The sequence below is a fragment of the Paenibacillus ginsengihumi DSM 21568 genome (assembly GCF_000380965.1).
In the GTDB taxonomy this organism is placed as follows: Bacteria; Bacillota; Bacilli; order Paenibacillales; family NBRC-103111; genus Paenibacillus_G; species Paenibacillus_G ginsengihumi.
Genome location: NZ_KB905560.1, coordinates 69,164 through 91,937, shown reverse-complemented (window position 1 = coordinate 91,937; position 22,774 = coordinate 69,164). Strand labels below are relative to the sequence as shown.

At 61.0% G+C, this 22,774-nt stretch carries 18 protein-coding genes; 8 read left to right on the top strand and 10 right to left on the bottom strand.

The window, feature by feature from the left end; all coding sequences use genetic code 11:
* Window positions 1-540: 540 nt before the first annotated feature.
* The 3 genes from F591_RS0109540 to F591_RS0109530 all read left to right on the top strand — a co-directional run bounded on the left by F591_RS0109540 (window position 541) and on the right by F591_RS0109530 (window position 6,183).
* Entirely contained in the window at window positions 541-2,289 is a 1,749-nt protein-coding gene (locus tag F591_RS0109540) for an ABC transporter ATP-binding protein (RefSeq protein ID WP_019534371.1), read from the top strand.
* Between the two features lie 389 nt (window positions 2,290-2,678).
* On the top strand, window positions 2,679-4,748 hold the full coding sequence (locus tag F591_RS0109535; RefSeq protein ID WP_019534370.1) for an ABC transporter ATP-binding protein: 2,070 nt from the start codon (window positions 2,679-2,681) through the stop codon (window positions 4,746-4,748).
* Window positions 4,749-5,265: 517 nt separating this feature from the next.
* Entirely contained in the window at window positions 5,266-6,183 is a 918-nt protein-coding gene (locus tag F591_RS0109530; RefSeq protein WP_019534369.1) for a pectinesterase family protein, read from the top strand.
* Between the two features lie 150 nt (window positions 6,184-6,333).
* On the opposite strand, the gene F591_RS0109525 is transcribed toward F591_RS0109530, so the two are convergent.
* From F591_RS0109525 to F591_RS0109510, 4 genes are all read right to left on the bottom strand, one after another.
* A complete protein-coding gene (locus tag F591_RS0109525) occupies window positions 6,334-6,561 on the bottom strand; it encodes a hypothetical protein (RefSeq protein ID WP_156829501.1) in 228 nt (75 codons plus the stop codon).
* A gap of 258 nt (window positions 6,562-6,819) precedes the next feature.
* Entirely contained in the window at window positions 6,820-7,698 is an 879-nt protein-coding gene (locus F591_RS0109520) for a sugar phosphate isomerase/epimerase family protein (RefSeq protein ID WP_019534367.1), read from the bottom strand.
* Between the two features lie 18 nt (window positions 7,699-7,716).
* The gene (locus tag F591_RS0109515; protein WP_019534366.1) at window positions 7,717-8,778 is read right to left on the bottom strand and encodes a Gfo/Idh/MocA family protein; all 1,062 of its coding nucleotides are present in this window, start codon (window positions 8,776-8,778) and stop codon (window positions 7,717-7,719) included.
* 22 nt (window positions 8,779-8,800) lie between these two features.
* Entirely contained in the window at window positions 8,801-9,664 is an 864-nt protein-coding gene (locus tag F591_RS0109510) for a sugar phosphate isomerase/epimerase family protein (RefSeq protein ID WP_019534365.1), read from the bottom strand.
* 555 nt (window positions 9,665-10,219) lie between these two features.
* Here F591_RS0109510 and F591_RS0109505 point away from each other — a divergent pair.
* On the top strand, window positions 10,220-11,587 hold the full coding sequence (locus tag F591_RS0109505) for a hypothetical protein (RefSeq protein WP_019534364.1): 1,368 nt from the start codon (window positions 10,220-10,222) through the stop codon (window positions 11,585-11,587).
* 92 nt (window positions 11,588-11,679) lie between these two features.
* Here F591_RS0109505 and F591_RS0109500 read toward each other — a convergent pair whose 3' ends face one another.
* Window positions 11,680-12,504 carry a dienelactone hydrolase family protein gene (locus F591_RS0109500; RefSeq protein WP_026326492.1) on the bottom strand — a complete coding sequence of 275 codons (825 nt, stop codon included), beginning with the start codon at window positions 12,502-12,504 and terminating at the stop codon, window positions 11,680-11,682.
* A gap of 202 nt (window positions 12,505-12,706) precedes the next feature.
* On the bottom strand, window positions 12,707-13,573 hold the full coding sequence (erm, locus tag F591_RS0109495) for a 23S ribosomal RNA methyltransferase Erm (RefSeq protein ID WP_019534362.1): 867 nt from the start codon (window positions 13,571-13,573) through the stop codon (window positions 12,707-12,709).
* A 294-nt stretch (window positions 13,574-13,867) separates the two neighbouring features.
* Between erm and F591_RS0109490 the strand changes: the two genes are divergently transcribed.
* Together F591_RS0109490 and F591_RS0109485 are read left to right on the top strand one after the other, a co-directional pair.
* Entirely contained in the window at window positions 13,868-14,152 is a 285-nt protein-coding gene (locus F591_RS0109490) for a HesB/YadR/YfhF family protein (RefSeq protein WP_019534361.1), read from the top strand.
* Between the two features lie 73 nt (window positions 14,153-14,225).
* Window positions 14,226-14,597: an iron chaperone gene (locus F591_RS0109485; protein ID WP_019534360.1), complete on the top strand. Its 372-nt coding sequence runs from the start codon at window positions 14,226-14,228 to the stop codon at window positions 14,595-14,597.
* A 198-nt stretch (window positions 14,598-14,795) separates the two neighbouring features.
* Here the strand turns inward: F591_RS0109485 and F591_RS0109480 are convergent, their stop codons facing one another.
* A complete protein-coding gene (locus F591_RS0109480; RefSeq protein WP_019534359.1) occupies window positions 14,796-15,677 on the bottom strand; it encodes an ROK family protein in 882 nt (293 codons plus the stop codon).
* Window positions 15,678-15,988: 311 nt separating this feature from the next.
* On the opposite strand from F591_RS0109480, the gene F591_RS0109475 reads away from it, so the two are divergent.
* Both F591_RS0109475 and F591_RS0109470 read left to right on the top strand, forming a co-directional pair.
* The gene (locus F591_RS0109475) at window positions 15,989-16,837 is read left to right on the top strand and encodes a glycerophosphodiester phosphodiesterase (protein WP_019534358.1); all 849 of its coding nucleotides are present in this window, start codon (window positions 15,989-15,991) and stop codon (window positions 16,835-16,837) included.
* Window positions 16,838-17,219: 382 nt separating this feature from the next.
* On the top strand, window positions 17,220-17,885 hold the full coding sequence (locus F591_RS0109470) for an ankyrin repeat domain-containing protein (RefSeq protein WP_169445844.1): 666 nt from the start codon (window positions 17,220-17,222) through the stop codon (window positions 17,883-17,885).
* A 535-nt stretch (window positions 17,886-18,420) separates the two neighbouring features.
* Here the strand turns inward: F591_RS0109470 and F591_RS0109465 are convergent.
* The 3 genes from F591_RS0109465 to F591_RS0109450 form a co-directional block, all read right to left on the bottom strand.
* Entirely contained in the window at window positions 18,421-19,392 is a 972-nt protein-coding gene (locus F591_RS0109465; protein ID WP_026326491.1) for an acetylxylan esterase, read from the bottom strand.
* Between the two features lie 275 nt (window positions 19,393-19,667).
* Complete coding sequence (locus tag F591_RS0109460; protein ID WP_019534355.1) at window positions 19,668-20,552, bottom strand: NAD(P)-dependent oxidoreductase; 885 nt, start codon at window positions 20,550-20,552, stop codon at window positions 19,668-19,670.
* Between the two features lie 1,349 nt (window positions 20,553-21,901).
* Complete coding sequence (locus tag F591_RS0109450; protein ID WP_026326490.1) at window positions 21,902-22,729, bottom strand: sugar phosphate isomerase/epimerase family protein; 828 nt, start codon at window positions 22,727-22,729, stop codon at window positions 21,902-21,904.
* Between the last annotated feature and the right edge of the window lie 45 nt (window positions 22,730-22,774).

Sequence of the window (22,774 nt, the reverse complement as noted above, 5' to 3'; positions counted from 1 at the left end):
CGGAAGGACTGATTGGACGAATGACCGTACGGGCATAGCCCACTGTCGAGACGAATGACCGTACGGGCATAGCCCACTGTCGAGACGAATGACCGTACAGGCACAGCCCGTGACCGAGACGAATCACCGTGCGGGCATAGCCTGCTGTCGAAAGGAAGAAATCGTTATAATCATTCTATCCCGTTGACAGTTCGGACGCCTGGTGATAAAGTGAACAATGTACATAAATTTCCAGAGGGGAAGTGGCGCGTTATGACGCCGATTCATATCGAGCCTCAGCATCGCATTGCCGTCACACGACAACCGCATACCGGGCATTGGCGTCGTCTTTCCGAGCGCTTGCGGGAACCGCAGCCAAGCGGTTGTTCGATTCAATATCGCGACCTCGGGCGCAAGGATTACGCTCCGTAATCGCGCGCTTTCCATATCGGGCCGCCGTCGCCATAGAGGCGATCCGGCCTGCACCTACGGTGCAATGAGGCATGCCGCTTGCGGGCGGTATGCCTTTTTTCGTCCGCGACCAGGAAAGGAGTCACATTCATGTTCACGGTATTGAGCAAATTAAGCTGGTTTTTTCGCCTGCATTGGAAAAGGTACTTCGCCGCCGTCGTGCTGCTTGCCGTCTCCGGCGTGCTCGACGTCATCCCCCCGAAGCTGATCGGCTATTCGATCGACGGCATCCGCGACGGGGCGCTGACAGACAGCCGCTTCTACGGGGTGCTCGGCCTATGGATAGCGATCACGGTCATCGGCTACATCCTCAATTACTTATGGATGTATCAATTGTTCGGCGGCGCCTTCGTGCTGGAACGGCTGCTGCGCTCGCGGCTGATGGGCCACCTGCTGCGGATGACGCCGACGTTCTACGAGCGCAACCGGACCGGGGACCTGATGGCGCGGGCGACCAACGATCTGCGGGCCGTCTCGGTGACCGCCGGCTTCGGCATCCTGACGCTGCTCGATTCCAGCCTGTTCATGGGGACGATCCTCATTATGATGGCCGGCTTTATCAGCTGGAAGCTGACGCTGGCCTCGCTCATCCCCCTGCCCTTGATGGCGCTGCTCATCAGCAGGTACGGAACCAAAATTCACCGCCGTTTCACGGCCGCCCAGAACGCGTTCGGCGAAATGAACGATCAGGTGCTGGAGACGATCGCCGGGGTGCGGGTCGTGCGCGCCTTCGTGCAGGAGGAGGCGACATCCCGCCGATTTGGCGACAAGGCGGACGACGTCTACGCCAAAAATATGGACGTGGCGCGGATCGACGCGCTGTTCGAGCCGACCGTCAAGGTGCTCGTCGGCTGCAGCTATTTGATCGGTCTCGGCTACGGCGCTTATCTCGTGTTCCACAACGAAATTACGCTCGGCGAGCTCGTCTCGTTCAACGTCTTTCTCGGCATGCTGATATGGCCGATGTTCGCAATCGGCGAGCTGATCAACATCATGCAGCGGGGCAACGCCTCCCTCGACCGGGTGAACGAGACGCTGGCTTACGAGCCCGATGTCGCCGACGCCCCGCATCCGGTTCCCGTCGGCACGCCGGAGCGCATCGCTTTTGACAAATACAGCTTCCGCTATCCGTCTTCGGCGGCGGATAATTTGTCCGGGCTGTCGATTCGGCTGCGGCGCGGGGAGACGCTCGGCATCGTCGGCCGCACCGGCAGCGGCAAAACGACGCTGCTGAAGCAGCTGCTGCGGGAATATCCGCTCGACGAACGCGGTCGGCTTGCTTTCGGGGACGTGCCCGCGCAGCAGGTCGAGGTCGGGGAAATTTTGGGCTGGATCGGCTATGTGCCGCAGGAGCCGGTGCTGTTCTCGCGGACGATTCGCGAAAATATTTTGTTCGGCCGGCCGGACGCCGGGGAGCAGGAGCTGGAACGGGCGCTGGAGCTGGCCTCGTTCCGCAAGGACGCGGAGCTTCTTCCCGAAGGTCTGGAGACGCTGGTCGGCGAGAAGGGCGTAGCCCTGTCGGGAGGACAAAAGCAGCGCGTCTCCATCGCCCGAGCCTTGATTGCCGATCCCGAAATATTGATCCTGGACGACGCCTTGTCCGCCGTGGACGCCAAGACCGAGGCCGAGATCATCGCAGGCATCCGCTCGGAACGGGCGGGCCGCACGACGATCATCGCTACGCACCGGCTGTCTGCCGTGCAGCATGCCGACTGGATCGTCGTGCTGGACGAAGGGCGCATCGCCGAAGAAGGCACCCACGCCGAGCTGCTGAAAGCCCGGGGCTGGTACAAGGAGCAGTTCGAACGCCAGCAGTGGGAAGCGAAGCTCGATGCCTGACCGGCAGTCAGCGCGGGACAGTCTGCACAAGCGGCTGCCGTCGGCGCAGCGGGTAAACGGGCATGAACGAATGCCGCTGGTCTTGCGAAGGAGCCGGACGACCCTAAGCTGACGCAAGCCACAGAGCTTCTTTCGCTCGAAACGCGCGATTTGAAATTGTAACGAAAGTGAGCAGCCTTACTTAGCATTTGCGGGCTGCCCGATTCAGCGTTTTGGATAAGAATAGCGCTATTTGCCTCCCAAAGCGATGCCTTGCGTTTTGAGTTCTGATAACGGTTAACACCGCCATTGTCTGCACCAAGAAAAACATCCGTTAAATCACGGTCGTTCATCCTTGAAACGATGTCGACAGACGTTTTTCTTAGCTAAAAAAGAGGGTGTGATCTGCGATGAAATCTACGGGAACGCGGCTGTACCGCTATGCCCGCCTTCACCAAAAAACAATTCTGATCGCCCTGGCGCTGCTGCTTGCGGCCGTCTGCTGCGAGCTGGCCGGCCCATGGATCGCCAAGCAGATGATCGACCGCCATATTCTCGGCATCGAGCAGCCGTGGCACGAGACGTCCGGCAATTCCGGCGAACCGGCTGCCGAATACAAAGGCAAGCGATATGTCCGCGCCGACCGGCTGGCCGAGGACGCGCCCCGCGGCCCGGAAGCGCGCGTGCTGCAGGTCGGACGCGACTTTTACTTCGTCAGTGGCGCCGTCCGCTTTGACGGTCAGCGCTCGGTCCAGGACGGCCTGCTGACGGTGACAAGCGGCGCGGAGCGGGCGGTTTATCCGGCCGAGAAGCTGACCAGCGAGGAGCTCTACGCCTTTTATAAAGCCGAGTTCCGCCCGCTGCTCTTGCTGGCCGCCGGCTATTTCGGGCTGCTGTGCTTAAGCGCCTTGTTCACCTACGGCCAGCGGCTCTTGCTGCAGACGGCCGCCAACCGGATTATTCAGCGCATGCGCACAGACGTGTTCGCTCAGGTGCAGCGGCTGCCGGTTCAATATTTCGATAACTTGCCCGCCGGCAAGGTGGTGTCCCGGATTACAAACGATACCGAGGCGATCCGCGAGCTGTATGTCGCGGTGCTGGCCAACTTTTTCTCCGGGATCATCTATATGGCGGCGATTCTGGGAGCGCTGTTCCTGCTCGACGTCAAGCTGGCGCTAATCGCCTTGCCAATCGTGCCGCTGCTGTACGTCTGGGTAGTCGTATACCGGCGCTTCGCCGCCAAATACAATCACCGAATCCGCTCCCTGCTGAGCGATATCAACGGCATGATCAACGAATCGATTCAAGGCATGCCGATCATTCGAGCGTTCCGCAGGCAGCAGCAAACGGCGGGCGAATTCGAGCAGCTGAATGCGGAGCATTATGCATATCAGAACAAGCTGCTCAATCTGAACTCCCTGACGTCGCACAATTTGGCCAATGTGCTGCGCAATGTCGTTTTTTTGGCCGTGATTTGGCTGTTTGGCGGCGGTTCGTTCGGCACGGCCGTCTCGGTCGGCGTACTGTACGCCTTCATCGATTACATGAACCGGATGTTTCAGCCGATTGTCGGGATCGTCAACCAGCTCAGCAACCTGGAGACGGCGCTCGTCTCCGCGGAGCGCGTGTTCGAGCTGCTCGACGAGGAAGGCACGGATGTGGCGGCAGGCAAGCTGGAGCGATACCGGGGAGATGTCGCGTTCGAGAACGTCTATTTTGCCTATAAAAAGGACGAATACGTGCTGAAGAACATCTCCTTCTCGGCAAAGCAGGGAGAGACGGTCGCGCTCGTCGGCCATACCGGCTCGGGCAAAAGCTCCATCCTGAACCTGCTCTTCCGCTTCTATGACGCGCAGCGGGGCGTCATTCGCATCGACGGCCAGGATATCCGCGACATTCCGCGTCAGCTGCTCCGGCAGCATATGGGCATCGTACTGCAGGACCCATTCCTGTTCACCGGCACGATTGCCTCCAACGTCAGCCTCGGCGACCCGGCGATTTCCCGAAAGCGGGTCGAGCAGGCGCTGCGCGATGTCGGCGCGTACGACATGTTCCGCAGCTTGCCGAACGGGATCGACGAGCCCGTGACCGAAAAAGGCAGCACCTTGTCGGCCGGGGAGCGGCAGCTCATCTCCTTCGCCAGGGCGCTGGCCTTCGACCCGGCCATTCTGATCCTCGACGAGGCGACGGCCAACATCGATACGGAGACGGAAGCGATCATCCAGGCGGCGCTCGATGTAGTGAAGCGGGGGCGCACCACCTTCGTTATCGCCCACCGGCTCTCCACGATCCGCAGCGCGGATCTCATTCTGGTGCTGGACCGGGGAGAAATCGTCGAGCGCGGCAGCCACGAAGATCTGATGAAGCTCGGCGGCAAGTATTATCAGATGTACTTGCTGCAGTCCGGCGAAGGAATTCAGGGCGGAGGCCAAATGGCGATCCCGGCGGCGAATGCCGAGCGCGGTTCATTGGGCGTATAGCTGATGCAGGAAGCAAAGCGGCATTCGGGTGCGCGTCTTAAGAGGCGCGCGCCGCTGTGCAAGCGAGAGCCGGGGCTTCAAGGGCCCGCCCCCATGCGTGCAGGCTATCAGCCCGGTGGCGGCGAATACCGCGGCGACCCTGGCTTCCCCAGGCGTGCGGCGGTTATCCGGTGTGCAGCGATCCAGTCTCCGCTAACTTGAGCGCCCGCCTTGCCCGGCGTGCGTTCGGCGTTGCGTCAATTCGGCGTCGCATCAATTCGGCGTTGCGTCAATTCGGCGTTGCGTCAATTCGGCGTCGCATCAATTCGGCGTCGCATAAGCGGGATGCGGGAGTTCGGGCTGTTATCAAGTGGTGGCGGCAGCCCGGTAAGCGTTCCCAATCGAGGGGCCGGTATGATACAATCCATATCGGGAGCCGGCCGACGGCAAGAGCTTGTTTTAATCACGAGCGCATTCATCGTCAGCCTCGCTTGCTTCGGGCGGCGGCACAGTTCAATGATTCGGGGAGGAACATTCGATGCAGCGTATAACGGTTGCGGCCGACGGCAGCGGCGATTACGCCAGCGTGCAGGAAGCCGTCGATGCGGTGCGGGTATTGCCGCTTGAGCCTGTCACCATTTTCGTCAAAAACGGCGTTTACCGGGAAAAAATCGTCGTGCCGGACAATAAGCCGGACATCGCGCTGGTCGGCGAGAGCGCCGCAGGCACCGTGCTTTCGTACGGGGATTACGCCAACATGATTCATGCCGACGGAAAGCCGTACGGCACGTTTCGCACGCCGACGCTGACGATAGCGGCCGATCGCGTAACTGTGGAGAATATGACGGTGGAAAATACCGCGGGCTGGGGGCCGGATATCGGCCAGGCGCTGGCGCTGTATGTTTCCGGCGATCGCGTCGCGTTCCGCGGCGTCCGGCTGCTCGGCAATCAGGATACGGTGTATACGAGCCGGGGCAGGCAATATTTTGGCGAATGCTACATCGAGGGGCATGTCGACTTCATCTTCGGGTCGGCGACGGCCGTCTTCGACCGCTGCGAAATTCACAGCCTGCGGGCAGGCTACATCACGGCAGCTTCCACGCCCGAGGACGAGCCGCACGGCTATGTTTTTCTTGATTGCCGACTGACGGGGAGCGCGCCGGAGGCGACGGTATTTTTGGGCAGGCCGTGGCGGCCGCATGCGAGCACCGTCTTCGTCAACACCTGGATGGGGCCGCATATCAAGCCGGAAGGCTGGGACAACTGGCGCAATCCGGACAACGAGCGGACCGCCCGGTACGGCGAGTTCGGCAGCAGCGGTCCCGGCGCCGCCGGGGAACGCGCCGCATGGGCCCGCAAGCTGAATGCCGCGGAAGCCGCCGAATTGACCGTGCGCAGCGTGTTGGCCGGCCCGGACGGCTGGGCGCCGGATATCCAGCGCGCCGCAGCTGATTAAGCGCGGGCGGAGACGCCCGGCGCGCGCGGGCTGCGTCGCTGCGGACGCGGCGCTGCAGCTGCGCGCGCTTCACTCGCGCGGGCGGCGGGGCGCGGATCGCGCTTCCCCGCGCGGGGCGGCCGGGCCACTTTTTTCCACAGTTCAGCGGGCTCATTCGCCGCCAAGCAGCTGGTCGTCGTACCCCATCGCGGAATGCTCGGTATAGCTCACTCCCCCGTTGTTTTGGCGAATCAAGCTCACCAGCCCGTTGTTTCTGCGAATCGAATACAGCCTCCCGTCAATCCCCATGTAGATCGGCCAATCGTCAACAAACTCGGAAGGCAAATCCATGGTTTCCGGAGCGAGCGGGTCGAGCACTTCCACCTTCGTCATCCGCATGTCCGGGTCGATCCAAGCAATGGTTTGCGGATCGCCGCTAATTGGATGGATGTATATCAGAAGCCTTCCTTCGCTATCCAGCATGTTCGCAATGCCCGGATTTCGGGCTCCGGGCACGACGATCGCGCCATCTCCAAGCTCCGCGTTCGCCAGCTCGGATGGAAAAAGTTTCCGGTCGCCGCGTCATCCGATGCACAGGGCGCCGAGCCAACGCCAAGAAGCGGACGAGGACCCTATCCCCGCGCCGCCTTTCCCAAGCTATGCCCGGTAACGCCTGATAAATTCGACCGCCTTGCGAATGTCCGCCTCCGGCTGATCGCCGACTTCCCGCTCGATCGTCAAGTAGCCGCTGTAGCCGATCTCCTGTAGCGCGGCGAAATATTCGTCGAACGGCACGCTGCCCTCGCCGAGCGGGACTTCCCGGAACGCGGCGCCGCCGGATGCCATCTCGGCGATTTTCTCGTGCTCCATCGGGTCGAAGCCGAGCGCCCCGTACACGATGCGCGGATCGACCTCGCGCAGCCGGATGCCGTCCTTGACGTGCGTATGCACGATGTAATCCTTGAGCAGCTTGACGCCTGCCACCGGGTCGTCGCCGGTCACCATCACCATGTTGGCCGGGTCGAAATTGACCGAGACCCCTTTGGAGCCGAGCGTATCGAGAAACTGCTTCAGATGCAGGGCCGGCTCCGGCCCGGTCTCGATCGCAAAGTACGCTTTGCTGCTCGTCGCATAGGCGCTCAGCTCCTCGCAGGCGCGCTGCATCGCTTCGTATACCGGATCATTCGGATCGTCCGGCACGATGCCGATATGCGTCGTCACCACGTTCGTGCCGAGCTCCAGGGCAAGGTCCAGGATGCGCTTCGATCTTTCGATTTTTGCCGGATTCGCCTGCCGGTCCTGAAAGCCGTGTCCGCCCAGATCGCCGCAGAGCGCCGATACCTCCAGCCCGAGCGAATCGATATACGCCTTCAGCTCTTTGCGCGCCGCCGGAGACAGCCCGGCCGGGTCCATCTCTCCCCGCACCGCATAAATCTGCACGCCTTCGGCGCCGACCTCCTTCGCCTTGCGCAGCCCTTCGCGGACGCCGACCCGGAAGCTGTCGACGATGACGCCGATTTTGTTGGTCAAAACCATGCTTCATCCGTCCCTTCGTCAATGAAATGAAATTTCGCGGCCTTGCTCGCTGGATTCATATACGGCGCACAATATTTTCATCAGCTCGACGCCGTCCTTAACCGGGCTGATCGTCGGCTTGCCGGAGCGAACGCAGTCGATGAAACCATCGATCTCGTTCTGAAACGCTGCGCCGAAGTCGAAGCTGAGATTGTCCACCTGCGGCTGCACGTTCAGGATGGTGTCGTGCTTCTCGGTCACGATGGCGAGCTCCGGCTCGATCTCCGCTCCGCCCTTATCCCCGTAAAGCTTGATCGTCAGCTCGTCCTGCTTCGCATGCAGCGTGAAGCTGACGTCCACCATCAGCGAGGCGCCGTTCTCGAAACGGATCAGGGCATTGGCCAAATCCTCCACATCGTTCCTGGATGCGTCGTAGTCGGCCGCCTTGTAGAAGGACAGATTTTTCACATTGCTGCGGTTGCCGAGCCGGCGATAGGTGTTGCCGCTGACCGACTTGACCTTCGGCCGGCCCATCAAATACCAGCACAGATCGATGACGTGCACGCCCAGATCGATCAGCGGACCGCCGCCGGAGCGGGCCTTGTCGGCGAACCAGCCGCCCGGATTGCCGAGCCGGCGCAGGCATGACGCCTTCGCATAATATATCTCGCCCAGCTCTCCGCTGTCCAAAAACTGCTTTAGCACTCGAGTGTTATCGGCGTAACGGCGAACAAACCCGACCTGCAGCAGCTTGCCGGAGCGGCGCACCGCCTCCTCCACCTGCAGCGCCTGCCCGACCGTCTGGCAGAGCGGCTTTTCGACGAGCACATGTTTGCCTGCGTCCAGCGCGGCGATGGCGATTTCGGCGTGAGTGTTATTCCATGTGCAGATGCTGACGGCGTCAATCTCCCGATCGGCGAGCAGCTCCCGGTAATCCGTATAGGTGCGGGCTGCGCCGTATTTTTCCGCTTGGCGCGCGGCGCGTTCCCGGTTCAAATCACAGATGGCCGCAATTTCGGCATCCGGGTTGCCGCGGTATGCTTTCAGATGAGATTCGCTGATGGAGCCTGCGCCGATGACGCCGATTTTCGTTGTCCCCATAGTCCGTGTCTCCTCCCGAAAATTAAACTTCGTTCCAAATGCGCCGGGCGTTGTCCAGCCCCGCCTTCGTCCCGAAGACGCACGGCTCGCAGCCCTCGAACTCGATCGAGATGTAGCCGTCGTAACCGGATTGCTTGATCGTGCGGATCACTTCCCACATGTCGATATCGCCTTGGCCGACGATCGCTCCCCGCAAGTAGCTGCCGCCGGACGAACGGAACCAGCCTTCTCCCGGATTGCGGCAGGAAGGACGTATGTAGAAATCCTTCAGATGCACGAGCGAGGCGATCGGCAAATTTTTCCGGACAGCGCTGAGCGGCGATTCGTCGACACACAGAAAGTTGCCGACATCGAGCGTCGTCCGGTAATTGTCGCGCCCTACGGCGTGCACCAGCGCCTGCACGCGGTCGCTTGCCTGCACGTAGAAGCCATGGTTCTCCACGCTGGTCGTGATGCCGTACTGCGCGGCATAATCGGCAATGCGCCGGCAGGCGTTCGCCAGCCGTTGCAGATCCGCGTTAAATTGAATGATCGACGTCTCCGGAACGGGCCGGGAAGCGACGTCGTGGCGCATCAGCTTGACGCCGAGCGCATGGGCGATATCGACCTGCTTCATGACGCGGGCAATCTCGGCTTCGTAAGCGGCTTCATCCGGCTGAATGAAATTCGCGCCGACGGCATAATTGGACAGCTCGATGCCGACGTCCTGCGCCTTGCTGCGGATCGCTTCCGCCAGCCCCGGGTTGTCGTCGAGCGAAAAGCCGATGGGGGCCAGCTCAAGATGCTCCCCACCATTGTCCGCCACCCATTGGACCACGTCGATGATGCTCATTTCGCCGGATTGAATCGCCCGGTGCAGGCTGTAAGAGCTGATTCCGAGTTTCATGCGACGCCTCGCTTCCTTTCGTTATATCGATGGCTTTCCAGCCTTTCCCTCCTATTATAGCATAACGGCCAACCGCCGACGTCAAAAAAATGATCGTTTCATTCATTTATTTGATTAACATGATAATAGAGCGGCAGATGCCGAAACTATGCGTTTCATTGAAAATGACGCTGTCCGTCTCCTTGCAACCTTTTGCTAAAGTTTATGTCCGCCGCCGGCGAAAATGCGCCGCAGCATACGCTCCGCATCAGGAAAATGCGCCGGGCACTGTCGGACAGGCGCTGCACGCTCTGCTGTATTGGGCACATTGACATGTTGGACACCCCACTGGATCGGGCACTCTGACATGTTGGGCACTCCGCTGGATCAGGCACCCTGACATGTTGGGCACTCCGCTGGATCAGGCACTCTGACATATTGGACACTCCGCTGGATCAGGCACATTAACACGGCGCAACACAACACGATCCTCCCCTGTTGACAGCGGAGCAGTTCAATGCTAATATCCAGTTTACACATTGGAATAATAAGCTTTATAGACGAGGGAGGACTATGATGAATCGCCATTACCATGCTCGAAACAACGCGGCGGCTCGCGCTGCCGCCTGGGCGCTCGGCGCCGCGCTTCTGTTCTCGCCGCTCTTTCCGGCGGGAGCGGTCAAGGCCGAAGCGGCCGCTGCCGCGCCGGCTCAGGCCGTGCCGTCCCAGGCGGCGTCCGGCTTGCCGGAGGGCGTCGCCCGCGGGGCATTCATTGCGGCCATCGCGGACAGCCTGGGCTGGCAGGCAGCGGGAACGGACAATCCGTTCGCCGATCTGACGCCGCAAAGCCCCTATTATGCCGCCGCTCTGGCGCTTGCCGAGCAGGGCGTGCTGACCGATGCCGCCGTGCGCGCGGCGGCCCCGCTGACCGAGGCGGACGCCGTCTATATCGCGGTCAAGGCGGCGGGCCTCAAGGAGCTCGCGTATACATACCCGGAAGCGAAAATACGCCGGGCATGGGCCAAGCTCGGGCTTGATTATGATAGCGGGCATGCCTCGTTCACGCTGCAGGCGGCCCAGGAGATTGCTGCGGCTGCCGATAACGGGCTGATTCCCCGGCCGGACTCCGAACCGTGGGATTACCGCCAGCCGGCAACCGGCGCATACGCCGCGGAGCTGCTGGACCGCATCAAGTCGTTCCGCGGACTCGGGGCGAATGCGCTCGGCAGCACATCCGATCCGGACATTTTCGGCAAGCTGTGGCACGCCTGGAACGCCCAGAGCCTGATTCAAAGCCCGGAGCTGCAGCACATCGTCGACACGGCGCTGCAGCAAAATCTCGTGACAGGCTATAACCTGAAAGATTCGCGCTACAATGCGAATTTCGATCCCGCTCTGTCGATCACGTACGGCCATGACAGCATCGACCATGCCATTCAACTGATCGGCCTGCTGCGCAGCGAGGGACTTGAGGCGAAGGTGCAGCTGGAGCCGAAGACGTCGGCCTTCATCTATATGAAAGAATGGGGCGAGCCTGTGCAGACAGACAGCTATCGCGTCGTGCAGATCGACAACGGCCATTATATCGCTTATGCCAAGGAATACGATCTCGTGCTCGAATTCGCGGATTCGGCCCAGAAGCAGCGTTTTCAAGACATTGTGCTGCAGTATGCCAAGAAGAACAGCGACGACGCCCAAGGGCTGATCGTCTCCTCCTGGTGGCAGCCGCTTTACTATTCGGCGACAGAGCTCAGCGACTACGAGCTGATCTCAAGCAACGTCATTCGCGAAGGGCATCTGTACGCGCAATCGTTCTCGCTCAACGAGCACTCCCCGGCCATCGCCGCAGGCTTCGAGAAGCTGGCTGCGGGGAAAACGGCCGAAACGTACACGTTCTGGGTCGACGAGCCGTTTTACCGCTATTTGCAGGGCGAAGCTCAGTAACCCGCGGCGCGTTTCTTGCGCCTGTACTATACCAATCCGCCAAAAAGCCGCCGAGCAATCGCTCCGCGGCTTTTCCCGGAAAGCTTGCGAGCTTACGCCGGCTGCAGCACCCGGTTCAGGAACGCCAGCGTCTGAACCCAGGCGTCCCGGGCCGATGGCGCATGGTAAACGGGGCGCGTGTCATTGAAGAACGCGTGCGGCGCGTGAGGATACACATGGTACTCGAACGATCGCCCGGCAGCCTCCATCGCAGCGGCGAATGGGGCAACGGCGTCGGTGATGCGCCGGTCCAGCTCGCCGTACAGCCCGAGCAGCGGGCAGCGGATGCGACCGGCCCGCTCCGCTCCGGGAGGATTGCCGTAAAAGACGACCGCGCCGCGCAGCGCCGCATCCTCCGCCGCCAGCAGGCCGGCAATCGCCCCGCCCAGGCAAAAGCCGACCGCGCATACGCCCTGCCCTGCCGAATACTCGTACTGCTCGCGCAAAAACGAGCACGTATCCGCCGCCAGACGCACATATTCATCCATGCGGCCGCTCCCTGCAAACAGCAGCTCCAGCGTCTCAGACAGCTCGTCCCGCTCGGAAGCAGGCAGCCGTTCCAAGGCCGCCCGCCTCGCATCCGGATCGCGCCATAGGGCAGGCGAAACGGTGTTCAAGAACGATTTGGCCGCCTCCACCCTTGCGAAGTCGAGACCAGGCGGGCGAGCGCCGTCGCGAGCGTACAAATCCGGCGCGAAGGCCGTGTAACCCGCCTGCGCGATTCGCCGCGTCACATCCTGGATATGCTCGTCGACCCCCCAGATTTCCTGCAGCACGACGACCGCAGGGGCCGGTTCCTTCAGGGCGGACAAGCGGGCGGCATAACCCGTGTACTGCCCTTCGCTGCCGTAATGAATCCACTCGGTCTGCAAACTCATCTTCGTCCCTCCCGTCATTAGCCGTCATTGCCCGGACGAGCCGGCTTTCCTTCAGCTTATCACCGCGTGCGGGCGAACGTCAATGAAGCTTAAGCGGGCCGCCAGGCACCGTCCAGCTTGCCGGGCTTTCCCGCGCCACCTGCGGGTGCGCGGGCCGGCTCTCCGCCCGCTCCCCACGTGCTTTAAGGCGGTAAACGGCGAATTATTGAGGGCGCCTGCCGCTCCGGCCGCGCTGCCGCAGCCTCGGCCACCGGTAAGGCTCCACATGCCGCAGCATCGCGGCAAACAGCTCGCCCCACTGTCCCTCGTCAAGCTTGCCGACGGGCCTCTCTCTGGCGATGCCAAGCGCCCTTGCAATTTTGGCGATTTGCGGCGGCGTGAACACGTCCGCGAACGCCGCAAACAGCGGCAGCGCCGGATTGCGCAGGCCGTGGGCGGCAAACGCGGCAAAGCGGGCAAACTGGCCGTCCGGGATCAGCGGCCGCTTCCTGCGACTGATGAGCAGCGCCGCCGAATCGACGCCGGGCGGCGGCGAGAAGCAGGCCGGCGGCACCGTCCGCACCAGCCGCAGCTCGAAGCGCATCCGCCATGCCAGGATGCGCGGATCGGCTGCAGGCGCTAAAGTGAAGCGCCTGGCCGCCCCTTTTTCCACGAGCAGTACGGCTCGCTGCAGCGGCGTGCCGGGCGGGTCCAGCAGCTTGCCGAGAATCGGCGTCGTGATCGAATAAGGAATATTCGCGACGACCTTAAAAGGCCCTTTCGGCAGCGGCATCTGCAAAATATCGAGCGGCTTGATCGTCACATTCGCCGCCTCCTGCAATTTCCCGCGCAGCTTGCTCACCAATAGCGGGTCGTTCTCGACGGCCAGCACACGGCCTGCTTTTTCCGCCAACGGAAGCGTGATCGCGCCAGTCCCGGCGCCGATGTCGAGCACCGTATCGGCCGGGCCGATCTCCGCCCAAGCGATCATCTCCTGAATCAACTTGCGATGAATTAACAGGTGCTGCGCGGAAAAGGCGGACGCCGCCCCGCGCCGGGCACCCGGGTATCGTCGATGTTTTTTGGACACAAAAAAGCACCCCATTCATTCGTTTTGAAGGAATGAAAAAGGCACAGCACAAATAAACCTGTCCATTTTTGCGCAAAATTGGAAGGTTCGCTTTGTTCTGTACCTCACATTACCTTAAACGAACGGATGCGATGCCGTACACCGTAATACATGCCTCCTTTCGGAACATACGGCCATTATAACAGCTGCCGCGATGCAGGACAACCAGCGGCACGCCATATGATGAGCAACGTCACATGCGAAAAGGGCTGCGTCCGTGTATAATTAGGAAAAATCGCGAAAGGAGCGCTTCACATGAACATCGTCGTCGACCGCGATGCGGCGTCATGGCTGAAACAGGAAATGCAGCTTCAACCCGGAGACGAGCTCCGGCTGTTCGTGCGGCTCGGAGGCTGCAGTACGGTGCACAGCGGCTTTTCGCTCGGCATTGCCAAGGAGCGGCCGGTCCGGCCTGGCCTGCAGGCAGAGGCGGAAGGGATCGTCTTTTACATGGAAGAAGACAATGTCTGGTACTTGGAAGGCAAAGATTTATACGTTCGCCGGGACTTAGAGGAAGGGATCGTCTTTGACTTGAGCTAGCGCCGTTTTCTCGGTTGCAAGCCTTGAATGAGTCTGGATGAATAGGTTAATTTATGCATAAGGAGGGATGTATTTGGAGGTGTTTGCGCAATATTTGGAGCGCATCAATAACCATGAGCACCGGGCCCGAACGGAGGAGGTTTTGGCCTGGGTCTCCAGGACCTTTCCCCAATTGGTGCCTAAAATCGCGTGGAATCAGCCTATGTTTACCGATCACGGCACATTCATTATCGGCTTTAGCGTTGCCAAGCATCATTTGGCTGTTGCCCCTGAAAGGGCGGGGATTATGCGCTTTGCCGATGACATTGTGCAGGCTGGCTATGAGCATACGAAAGAGTTGGTGCGCATCCGCTGGGATCGTCCGGTTCATTACTCATTGCTTGAGAAAATGATCGAGTTTAATATTTTGGATAAGGCAGACTGTTCAACCTTTTGGCGGAAGTAACGCATCGAATCCGGGTCATCGCGTGGAGCTTGCGGCAGCCTTTGCACAAGGTCGACGCGCCTGGCGACAATGCCTTAGGAATTTCCGGAGCGCTCCTTATCCACCCGAGACGGCCCGCCCGCTGCAAGGGGGGCGCATGACGATGCTTTCGCTGTCGCTCGTGCGCCCTCCGCTTTCTTTTACAGCAGCCGCTTGCCTTTAACGGCCTGCCAGCGCTTGCTTCGCGAGCAAAATCGAGCCGGTCAGCCCGGCGTTGTCCCCGAGTCCCGGGGGCACGATATAAGAGTCGATGTCTTCCAAAATTTGCGGAAGCACGACATAACCGTTCAGCAGCTCAAGCACCCGCCGCCGGATGATCGGGAACAAGTGCGTCTGCTTGCTCACGCCGCCGCCCAAAATGATTTTTGGCGGCATCATCGTCAGGATGATGGTCATGAAGGCTTGGGACAAATATTCGGCCTCCAGCTCCCACGCCTTATGGTCCGCAGGCAGCTCGGCCCCCTTCACGCCCCAGCGGCGTTCCAGAGCCGGACCGGCTGCGAGCCCTTCCAGACAGTCTCCGTGGAAAGGGCAGTTCCCCGCAAAGTCATCGTCGGGATGACGCCGCACCAGAATATGGCCCATCTCCGGATGCGTCAGTCCGTTCACAATGCGCCCGTTCGCTACGAGGCCGGCGCCGACTCCCGTCCCGACCGTCATATATAAGCAGCCGCTTAGCTCGCGGGCCGCGCCGAGCGTCGCTTCTCCCAGCGCGGCAACGTTCACGTCCAGATCGAAGCCGATCGGCACCTGAAAACGCTCCTTCAGCGCGCCCAGCACATTGCAATTGCTCCACCCCGGCTTCGGCGTGCTCGTAACATACCCGTAAGTCGGGCTGGACGGATTCGGGTCGATCGGTCCGAACGAACCGATGCCCAAAGCGTCGATCTGTTTGTCTGCGAAATAGCCGAATACTTGCTCCAACGTTTCCTCGGGCTGCGTCGTCGGAAACGACACCCGGTCGATGATGTTGCCGTCGGGGGTTCCGATGCCGCACACGAATTTCGTGCCGCCCCCCTCAATTCCGCCTAAGTATCCCATGCTCTAAATCTCCTGCCATTCTTAATTAGGTTTCTTCCATTCCCGAATACGATTATACCACTAGACAACAATTTTTGCAGGGTGATTCTCCCAAAGCGCGGCTGCGGGTGATACCTGCGGGAATGCCGGACTGTCGGCCGCGGGCTGCCTAACTGCGCCGGGCAGCTTTATTTTTTCGCCGCCTTTCAGAAACAAATTGGCAAACTTTGCGTCTACATAATTGCGAGATTGTTCGCGATAATACGAGATTGTTCGTGGCACTCCGTTCCATCCACTGCAGCATTTTCGACATCAAGGAGATTGAAAAGACGATGCAAAAACTGTTAGCTACCCTCACCCTTCTATTCGCCGCCCATGTCGCCGTCGCCGATAGCGCTCCGCCGTCGATGACGATCAATGTCGCGACATTATCCGATATTCGCCAGCATGCGGGGGTTGCTAACGTCACCGGGCATCGCGGCAGTTCCGGCAGCGCGCCCGAAAATACGCTCAGCGCGATTCTCAAAGCGATCGAGGAAGGCGCGGGCTATGCCGAAATCGACGTCCAGGAGACGGCCGACGGCGTGCTCGTGCTCATGCATGACAGCAACCCCCGCAGGACGACCGGCATCGACAAACCGTTATGGGAAATTACCTATGACAGCCTCATCCAGGCGAGCGCCGGAAGCTGGTATAACGCGAGGTTCGAGCAGGAGAAGGTGCCGACGCTGGAGGAAGCTCTCGTGCTTGCCGCGAAGGGCAACCTGAAGCTGAATATCGAGCTGAAAAATTACGGCCATCAGAAGCAGCTTGCCGAGAAGACGGTTCAACTGATCGAGAAGCACGATTTCGTGGAGCGATGCATCGTCACTTCGTTCGACAAGTCGCTGCTCGGCAAGGTCAAGAAGCTGAACAAGCAGATCAAAACCGGGCTTATCATCGACAGTCCGCCGACGGAAGAGGTATTCAAGAGCGGGGATTACGAAGCGATCAGTGCGGCTCACAACCTGATTTATCAAGACTTTATGGCCAAGGCGGCCAAATATGGCAAGGAAGTATACGCCTGGATCGTCAACGACAAATATACGGCGCAGCGGCTGCTTAAGCTCGGCGTAAAAAACTTTATCAGCGACTACCCCAAACAAATGATCGCTTGGGTCAGCGAGCACACCCAGCCCTGAAGCGAAGTTTCCCCCGGACTGCATAGCCTCCGGGGGAATTCGCGCTGCGCGCTGTTTGCTGCAAATATTGCCCGAGCCTCAAGCGGCCGATGGTCTAGCTCCCGAATCCCATCATGCATTTAAGCTGGGCTAATCTTGGCTACCGGCTCCCGCTTGTCTCTCATCGGGAGGAAATTCCGGTATGGCGCCGAACTTTTAAAGAAAGGCAGCGATCGCCGAAGCAAGAAGCCCCCGCTTCTTCAGGCGGCCAGGAGCATTCCCTGCACCTTAGGGCGGTCGGTTGCTGTGAGCTTTACCAAAAATGGCTTGCAATATCGGCAAATCGTTGCGAGGCCGATTAGAACAACATACGTTCATCGTATACGATTGGGGGAAACATGCATTGTTGGAGCAACTCATGGAAGCGGCCAAGCAAGGCGATACGGCCGAAATCAAGCGGCTCGTCGGCGAGCAGCCGGAGCTGCTGACGGCGCGGCGGGAGAACGGGGAATCGCCGCTGATGGCGGCGATGTATTACGGTAAGCCGCAGGCGGTCGAGCTGCTGCTGACGCTCGGCGTGGCGGTCAACGTCCACGAAGCGGCGGCTTTGGGCGACGGCGAATATACGGCTTATCTGCTGCAGGAGGCGCCCGAGCAGCTCTCCGCGCACAATTACGACGGCTGGACGCCGCTTCATCTGGCGGCCTTCTTCGGCGGCGAAGAGGCGGCGGCCGCACTCATCGAGCTCGGCGCCGACGTGAATGCGCGATCGGCTAACCGCATGGCCAATACGCCGCTCCATGCCGCGGTTGCCGGGCGCAAGTTCCATCTCGCGCACCTTCTGCTGCAGCGCGGCGCCGACCCGAACGCCCGGCAGGAGGGCGGCTGGACGGCCTTGCAGCAGGCAGCGGGCAATTGCGATACGTACATGGCCCGCCTGCTGCTCGATCATGGCGCCGACCCTGAACTCGCTCAGGACAGCGGTCTTACCGCCCTGGCGATCGCGGAGATGAAAGGCTGCGATGATATCGCAGCGCTGCTGCGCGAACGGGGCGGCGCTCCGTCCTGACTGCAGGCGCGCCAGGCAACCGCCCTCAAGCGGACGAACGTCCGCCGCAGGCCGCTCGCCACAGCTTGACCGCTGCTTCGACGCAGGCCCGCTCGCCACAGCTTGACCGCCGCTTCGGCGGCAGCTGCTCGCCACAGCCTGACCGCTGCTTCGACGCAGGCCGCTCGCCACAGCTTGACCGCCGCTTCGACGCAGGCCGCTCGCCACAGCTTGACCGCTGCTTCGACGCAGGCCGCTCGCCACAGCCTGACCGCTGCTTCGACGCAGGCCGCTCGCCACAGCTTGACCGCTGCTTCGGCGGCAGCTGCTCGCACCGACTTGCGCGCAATTCGGCGCCGGGGGGGCGGTAACGGCCTTCCGCAAAGCTTCCGCTCCATCGCGGGACCGGCCCCGTCAGCAGCACGCCGGACGATGCGGGGCGATACGCGCGAGGCATATGCGCTCGTCGGCGCGAGCCCGCGGCCTGCGACCCGCGGCGCCGCCCGGCTGCCCGACCGACGCTCAGCCAGCCGGGCAGCGCGATCCGGGAGCGCCTTTAGCCCTGCAGGAACCCTTCGATGAAAAACTGCATCGTCCGGTCGGCAAAGCCCGGCAGCGCTTCGTGGCCGAAATCCGGGTAGACGATATCTTGCTTCGGCGCCTTGATTTTGTTGAAGGCCGCGTACTGGGTGGACGGCGGGCATACCGTGTCCATCAGTCCGACGCCCATCATCACCTCGCCTTGGATCCGCTCCGCCAAATGCTGAATATCGATATAGCCGAGCCGCGTAAAAATTTCATCCTCCCGCTGATGCAGCGGATCGAACTGGCGGAAATAGGTGCGCAGCTCCTCATACGCATTGACGGCCAAATCCATCTGCCAGACGCGACGGTAGTCGCTGAGGAACGGGTACACCGGCGCCAGCCGCTTGATCCGCGGCTCCAACGCGGCGCAGGCGATCGTGAGCGCCCCGCCCTGCGAGCCGCCCATAGCGCCGACCCGCTCGGGGTCGACCTCCGGCAAGCTCATGGCGATGCTCGCCAGCTGAGCCGTATCCAGGAAAATATGCCGGAACAGCAGATCGTCCTCTCCGGAATCAAGTCCGCGGATAATATGACCGCGGTGCGTATTTCCTTTGACGCCTCCCGTATCCTCCGACCTTCCCCCTTGCCCCCGGCAGTCCATCGCCAGGACCGAAAAGCCAAGCGCGGCGTAGCCCAGCTTCTCGTGCCAATCGCCCGAGCGTCCGGTGTAGCCGTGAAACTGGAGCACGGCCGGATGAGGCCCGGCGGCGTGCTTCGGCCGTACATATTTGGCATGAATGCGGGCGCCCCTTACGCCCGTAAAGTACAGATGAAAACATTCCGCAAACGGCGTCTGAAACTCGCTCGGCACGAGCTCGACCTGCGGATCGACGGCCCGCATCTCGGCCAGCGCCCGCTCCCAGTACGCGTCGAAATCGCCCGGTCGCGGATTGATTCCTTCATATTGCCGCAGCTTCTCCAGCGGCATATCCACCATTGGCATTGCAGTGCCCCCCTCTGAGAACAAGTTCCCCGGAAGCCATCCGCACGGCAGCGCGGCGCCATTTGCGGATGATTCCAGGCTCGACGCCTATGACCAGCGGTTCCTTCCGTCATCGGGCGTCGCCTTCGGTACTGAACATTCGCCGACGGACTTCGTCGAATGATCAGGCTCGACGCCTATGACAGCGATTCCTTCCGTCATCGGGCGTCGCCTTCGGCAAGAACATTCGCTGGCAATCGCCGGCTTCGCTTCGTTTGCGCTTCGTCCACCGGGCCTCAGGACGGGTCGAGCAGCTTATACAATGCCTGCGTTCCGCTGTCTTCTTCCCCCATCTCGATCAGCCGCTCGTACAGCGAGCGGGCCAAGGCCAGGCCCGGCAGCTCGATCCCCATCTCCTCGGCGGATTCCAGGGCGATCTTCATATCCTTCACAAAATGCTTCACATAAAAGCCGGGAGCGAAATCGCCCCGAATGATGCGCGGCGCCAGGTTGCTAAGCGACCAGCTTCCGGCGGCGCCGGACTCGATACTTTTCAGGACGCTCTCCGGATCAAGGCCGGCCTTGCGAGCATAGGCCAGCGCCTCGCACACGCCCATCATGTTGGAGGCGATGGCGATCTGGTTCGCCATCTTCGTATACTGCCCCGCGCCGGGACCGCCCTGCCGAACGATGTTCGTCCCCAGCTTGCGCAGCAGCGGCAGCGCCGCTTCGAAAGCCTCGGCCGAGCCGCCGACCATGATCGACAGCCGCGCCTCCCGCGCTCCGATATCTCCTCCCGATACCGGAGCGTCCAGCGCATGCAGCCCCCGCTCCCGGGCCGCCTGCTCGATACGCTTCGCCAGGGACGGGCTGGAAGTCGTCATGTCGATCAAATACGCGCCGGGCTTCGCGTTCTCGATAATGCCCCGCTGCCCAAAATACACTTCTTCCACATCGTGCGGATAACCGACCATCGTGATAACCGCATTCGCGGCTGCGGCTGCGGAGCCGGGAGAGTCATGCCATACGGCCCCTTGCTCCAGCAGCTCCCCGGCTTTCGAGCGAGTGCGGCTGTACACGTGCACCCCGTATCCAGCGGCCAGCAGATGGCCGGCCATGCTTTTGCCCATGACACCTGTGCCGATAAAAGCGACAGAAGTACCGTTCGGATGAAGCTCCATTTGCAGATCGCCTCTCTTTCGCAATCGTTATAAGGATTGAGCCAGAACCGCTATGCTTTGCTCCGCTCCGCTTCCAAGCGATATCGCGCCGCACCCTGTAATGCAGGCTGCCGGAAAACGTTGCCAAACATATTGAACGTAGCACGGCTATCCAAGCATTGTCAACGCAAGAATGCGATCTCGTCCGCCAGCGGCCGGCCCGCGCACAGCCCGTCGAACGAGCCGTCCGGCATTCGCGGCATGCCGTTGCCCGGCCTTTGTCCCCCGCCTCCAGCCCAAAACCCGCTGCTCCATACCTATTAGGCGACGAATCCTGCAAAAAATACAACATTCGCTGTATCATTCGTACAAGAGTTGAGTAAATGTTGTAATTTGTGCAACAATTTGGGCGAGATTGGCTGCAAACCCGGGAACATCGCCCGAAATGTTGCACTTTTTACAACAATGAGCCGCAGATGCGGTTTATCCCCCCGTTTTTGTTGTACAAAATACAACATTTGCTACCTTGAAAATAGCCCTGGGCCCGCAGCTCATTTTCATCTTCTGATGGTGCTGCGCCAGTGGCATGGGCGTCTACCTTGAAAATAGCGCCCGGGGCGGGCGGTTCATTTTCATCCTTCTAATGGTGCTGCGTCAGCGGCATGGGGGTCTATCTTGAAAATAGCCCGGGGTGCGCGGCCCGTTTTCACCATCTGATGGTGCCGCGCCGGCGGCATGGGCGTCTACCTTGAAAATAGCCCCCAGGGCGTGCGGACCATTTTCACCATCTGATGGTGCTGCGCAAGGCGGCATGGGCGTCTACCTTCTGGAACACGTCTCAACTCTAACGCTTGGGACAAACGCTATTTTGCAGAAACGCACCCTTTTTAGAATGCAACGAAACAGAGTAACGCTATTTTGTCAGAAACGTTGAATCTGGTAGCCAAAATTGCAAAATAAGACCGCACGCCAGCGTTACAATGCCAAATCGATCGTTTCGACAGGAATAAGCCCTGTGGCAAGCGTTAGCTAAAGCCAACCACCAAGCGAAGACCAGCAGAGCGGGTACGCTATTTCCGCCAGCCCGCTCCGCCGACCGCGAATGCCGGCGACGAACGAATTGCAAGTAAAACCTCTCCGCCATGTTCAAAAGGCCCCTACCTTGGCAACCCAGGGCAAGAGCCGTTTATGCGAAACGTGGATCAGCATGTGCGTCTAGCTAATCCCGTTGGCGGAATCCATGCGGATTGCAACCGCAGCAGGAACGCGGCCGCAGCGGCGGCACCGGTCTTGCCGTCCGCACCGGTCTCGCCGTCCGCACCGGCCTCGCCGTCCGCACCGGCCTCGCCGTACGGCCGCGGGCCACGTTGTTACACGTGCTGCAAATACCGCTCCTTCGTCAGAGCGAGCGCATCGTCGCCGGGCATATCCCAGATCGCCTGGTTGAAGATTTCCACCTCGATCGGCCCGGCGTAGCCAGCGTCCTCGACCGCTTTGCGGATGCGGCGCAGATCGATGACGCCGTCGCCCATCATCCCCCGCCCCATCAAAAGGTCCGGGGTCGGCACGATCCAGTCCGACACGTGGAAGCCGAGGATGCGGCCGCTGGCCCGAGCGATTTGCGGATACAGTTCCGGGTCCCACCAGACGTGAAAGGCGTCGACGACGACCCCGACCTGATCCGGCCGATACCGCTCGGCAATATCGTTGGCCTGCGCCAGCGTATTGATGACCGAGCGCTCCGCGGCGTACATCGGGTGCAGCGGCTCGATGCCGAGCCGCACGCCGCACTGCTCGGCGTACGGCACGAGCTGCTCGATGCCCTCCTCGACCATGCGTCTGGCGGCAGCGATATCTTTGTCCGGCGCCGGGCCGCAGACGAGGACGAGCACGTCCGTGCCGAGCTCCGCCGCCTCCTCGATCGCCCGCCGGTTATCGTCGATGCGCTTCGCCCGCTCCTCGGCCGTCGCCGCGGGAAACATGCCGCCGCGGCACAGGCTGGAGACGCGCAGCCCCGCTTCGCGGACGATCCGGGCGCTCTCCTTCAGCCCCCCCTCGGCAACCTTGTGCCGCCAGCAGGCGATCCATGGAATGTTCGCCCGCACGCAGCCTTCCGCTGCCTCTCGCAAGCTCCAGCGGTCTGTCGTAATCTGGTTGAGGCTCAATCGCTCTATTGAAGTTAAAGGCAATGCTTCCATCTTCTACCCCCTCGAGTATGACATCATGCCATGCTGCTTTTGTCC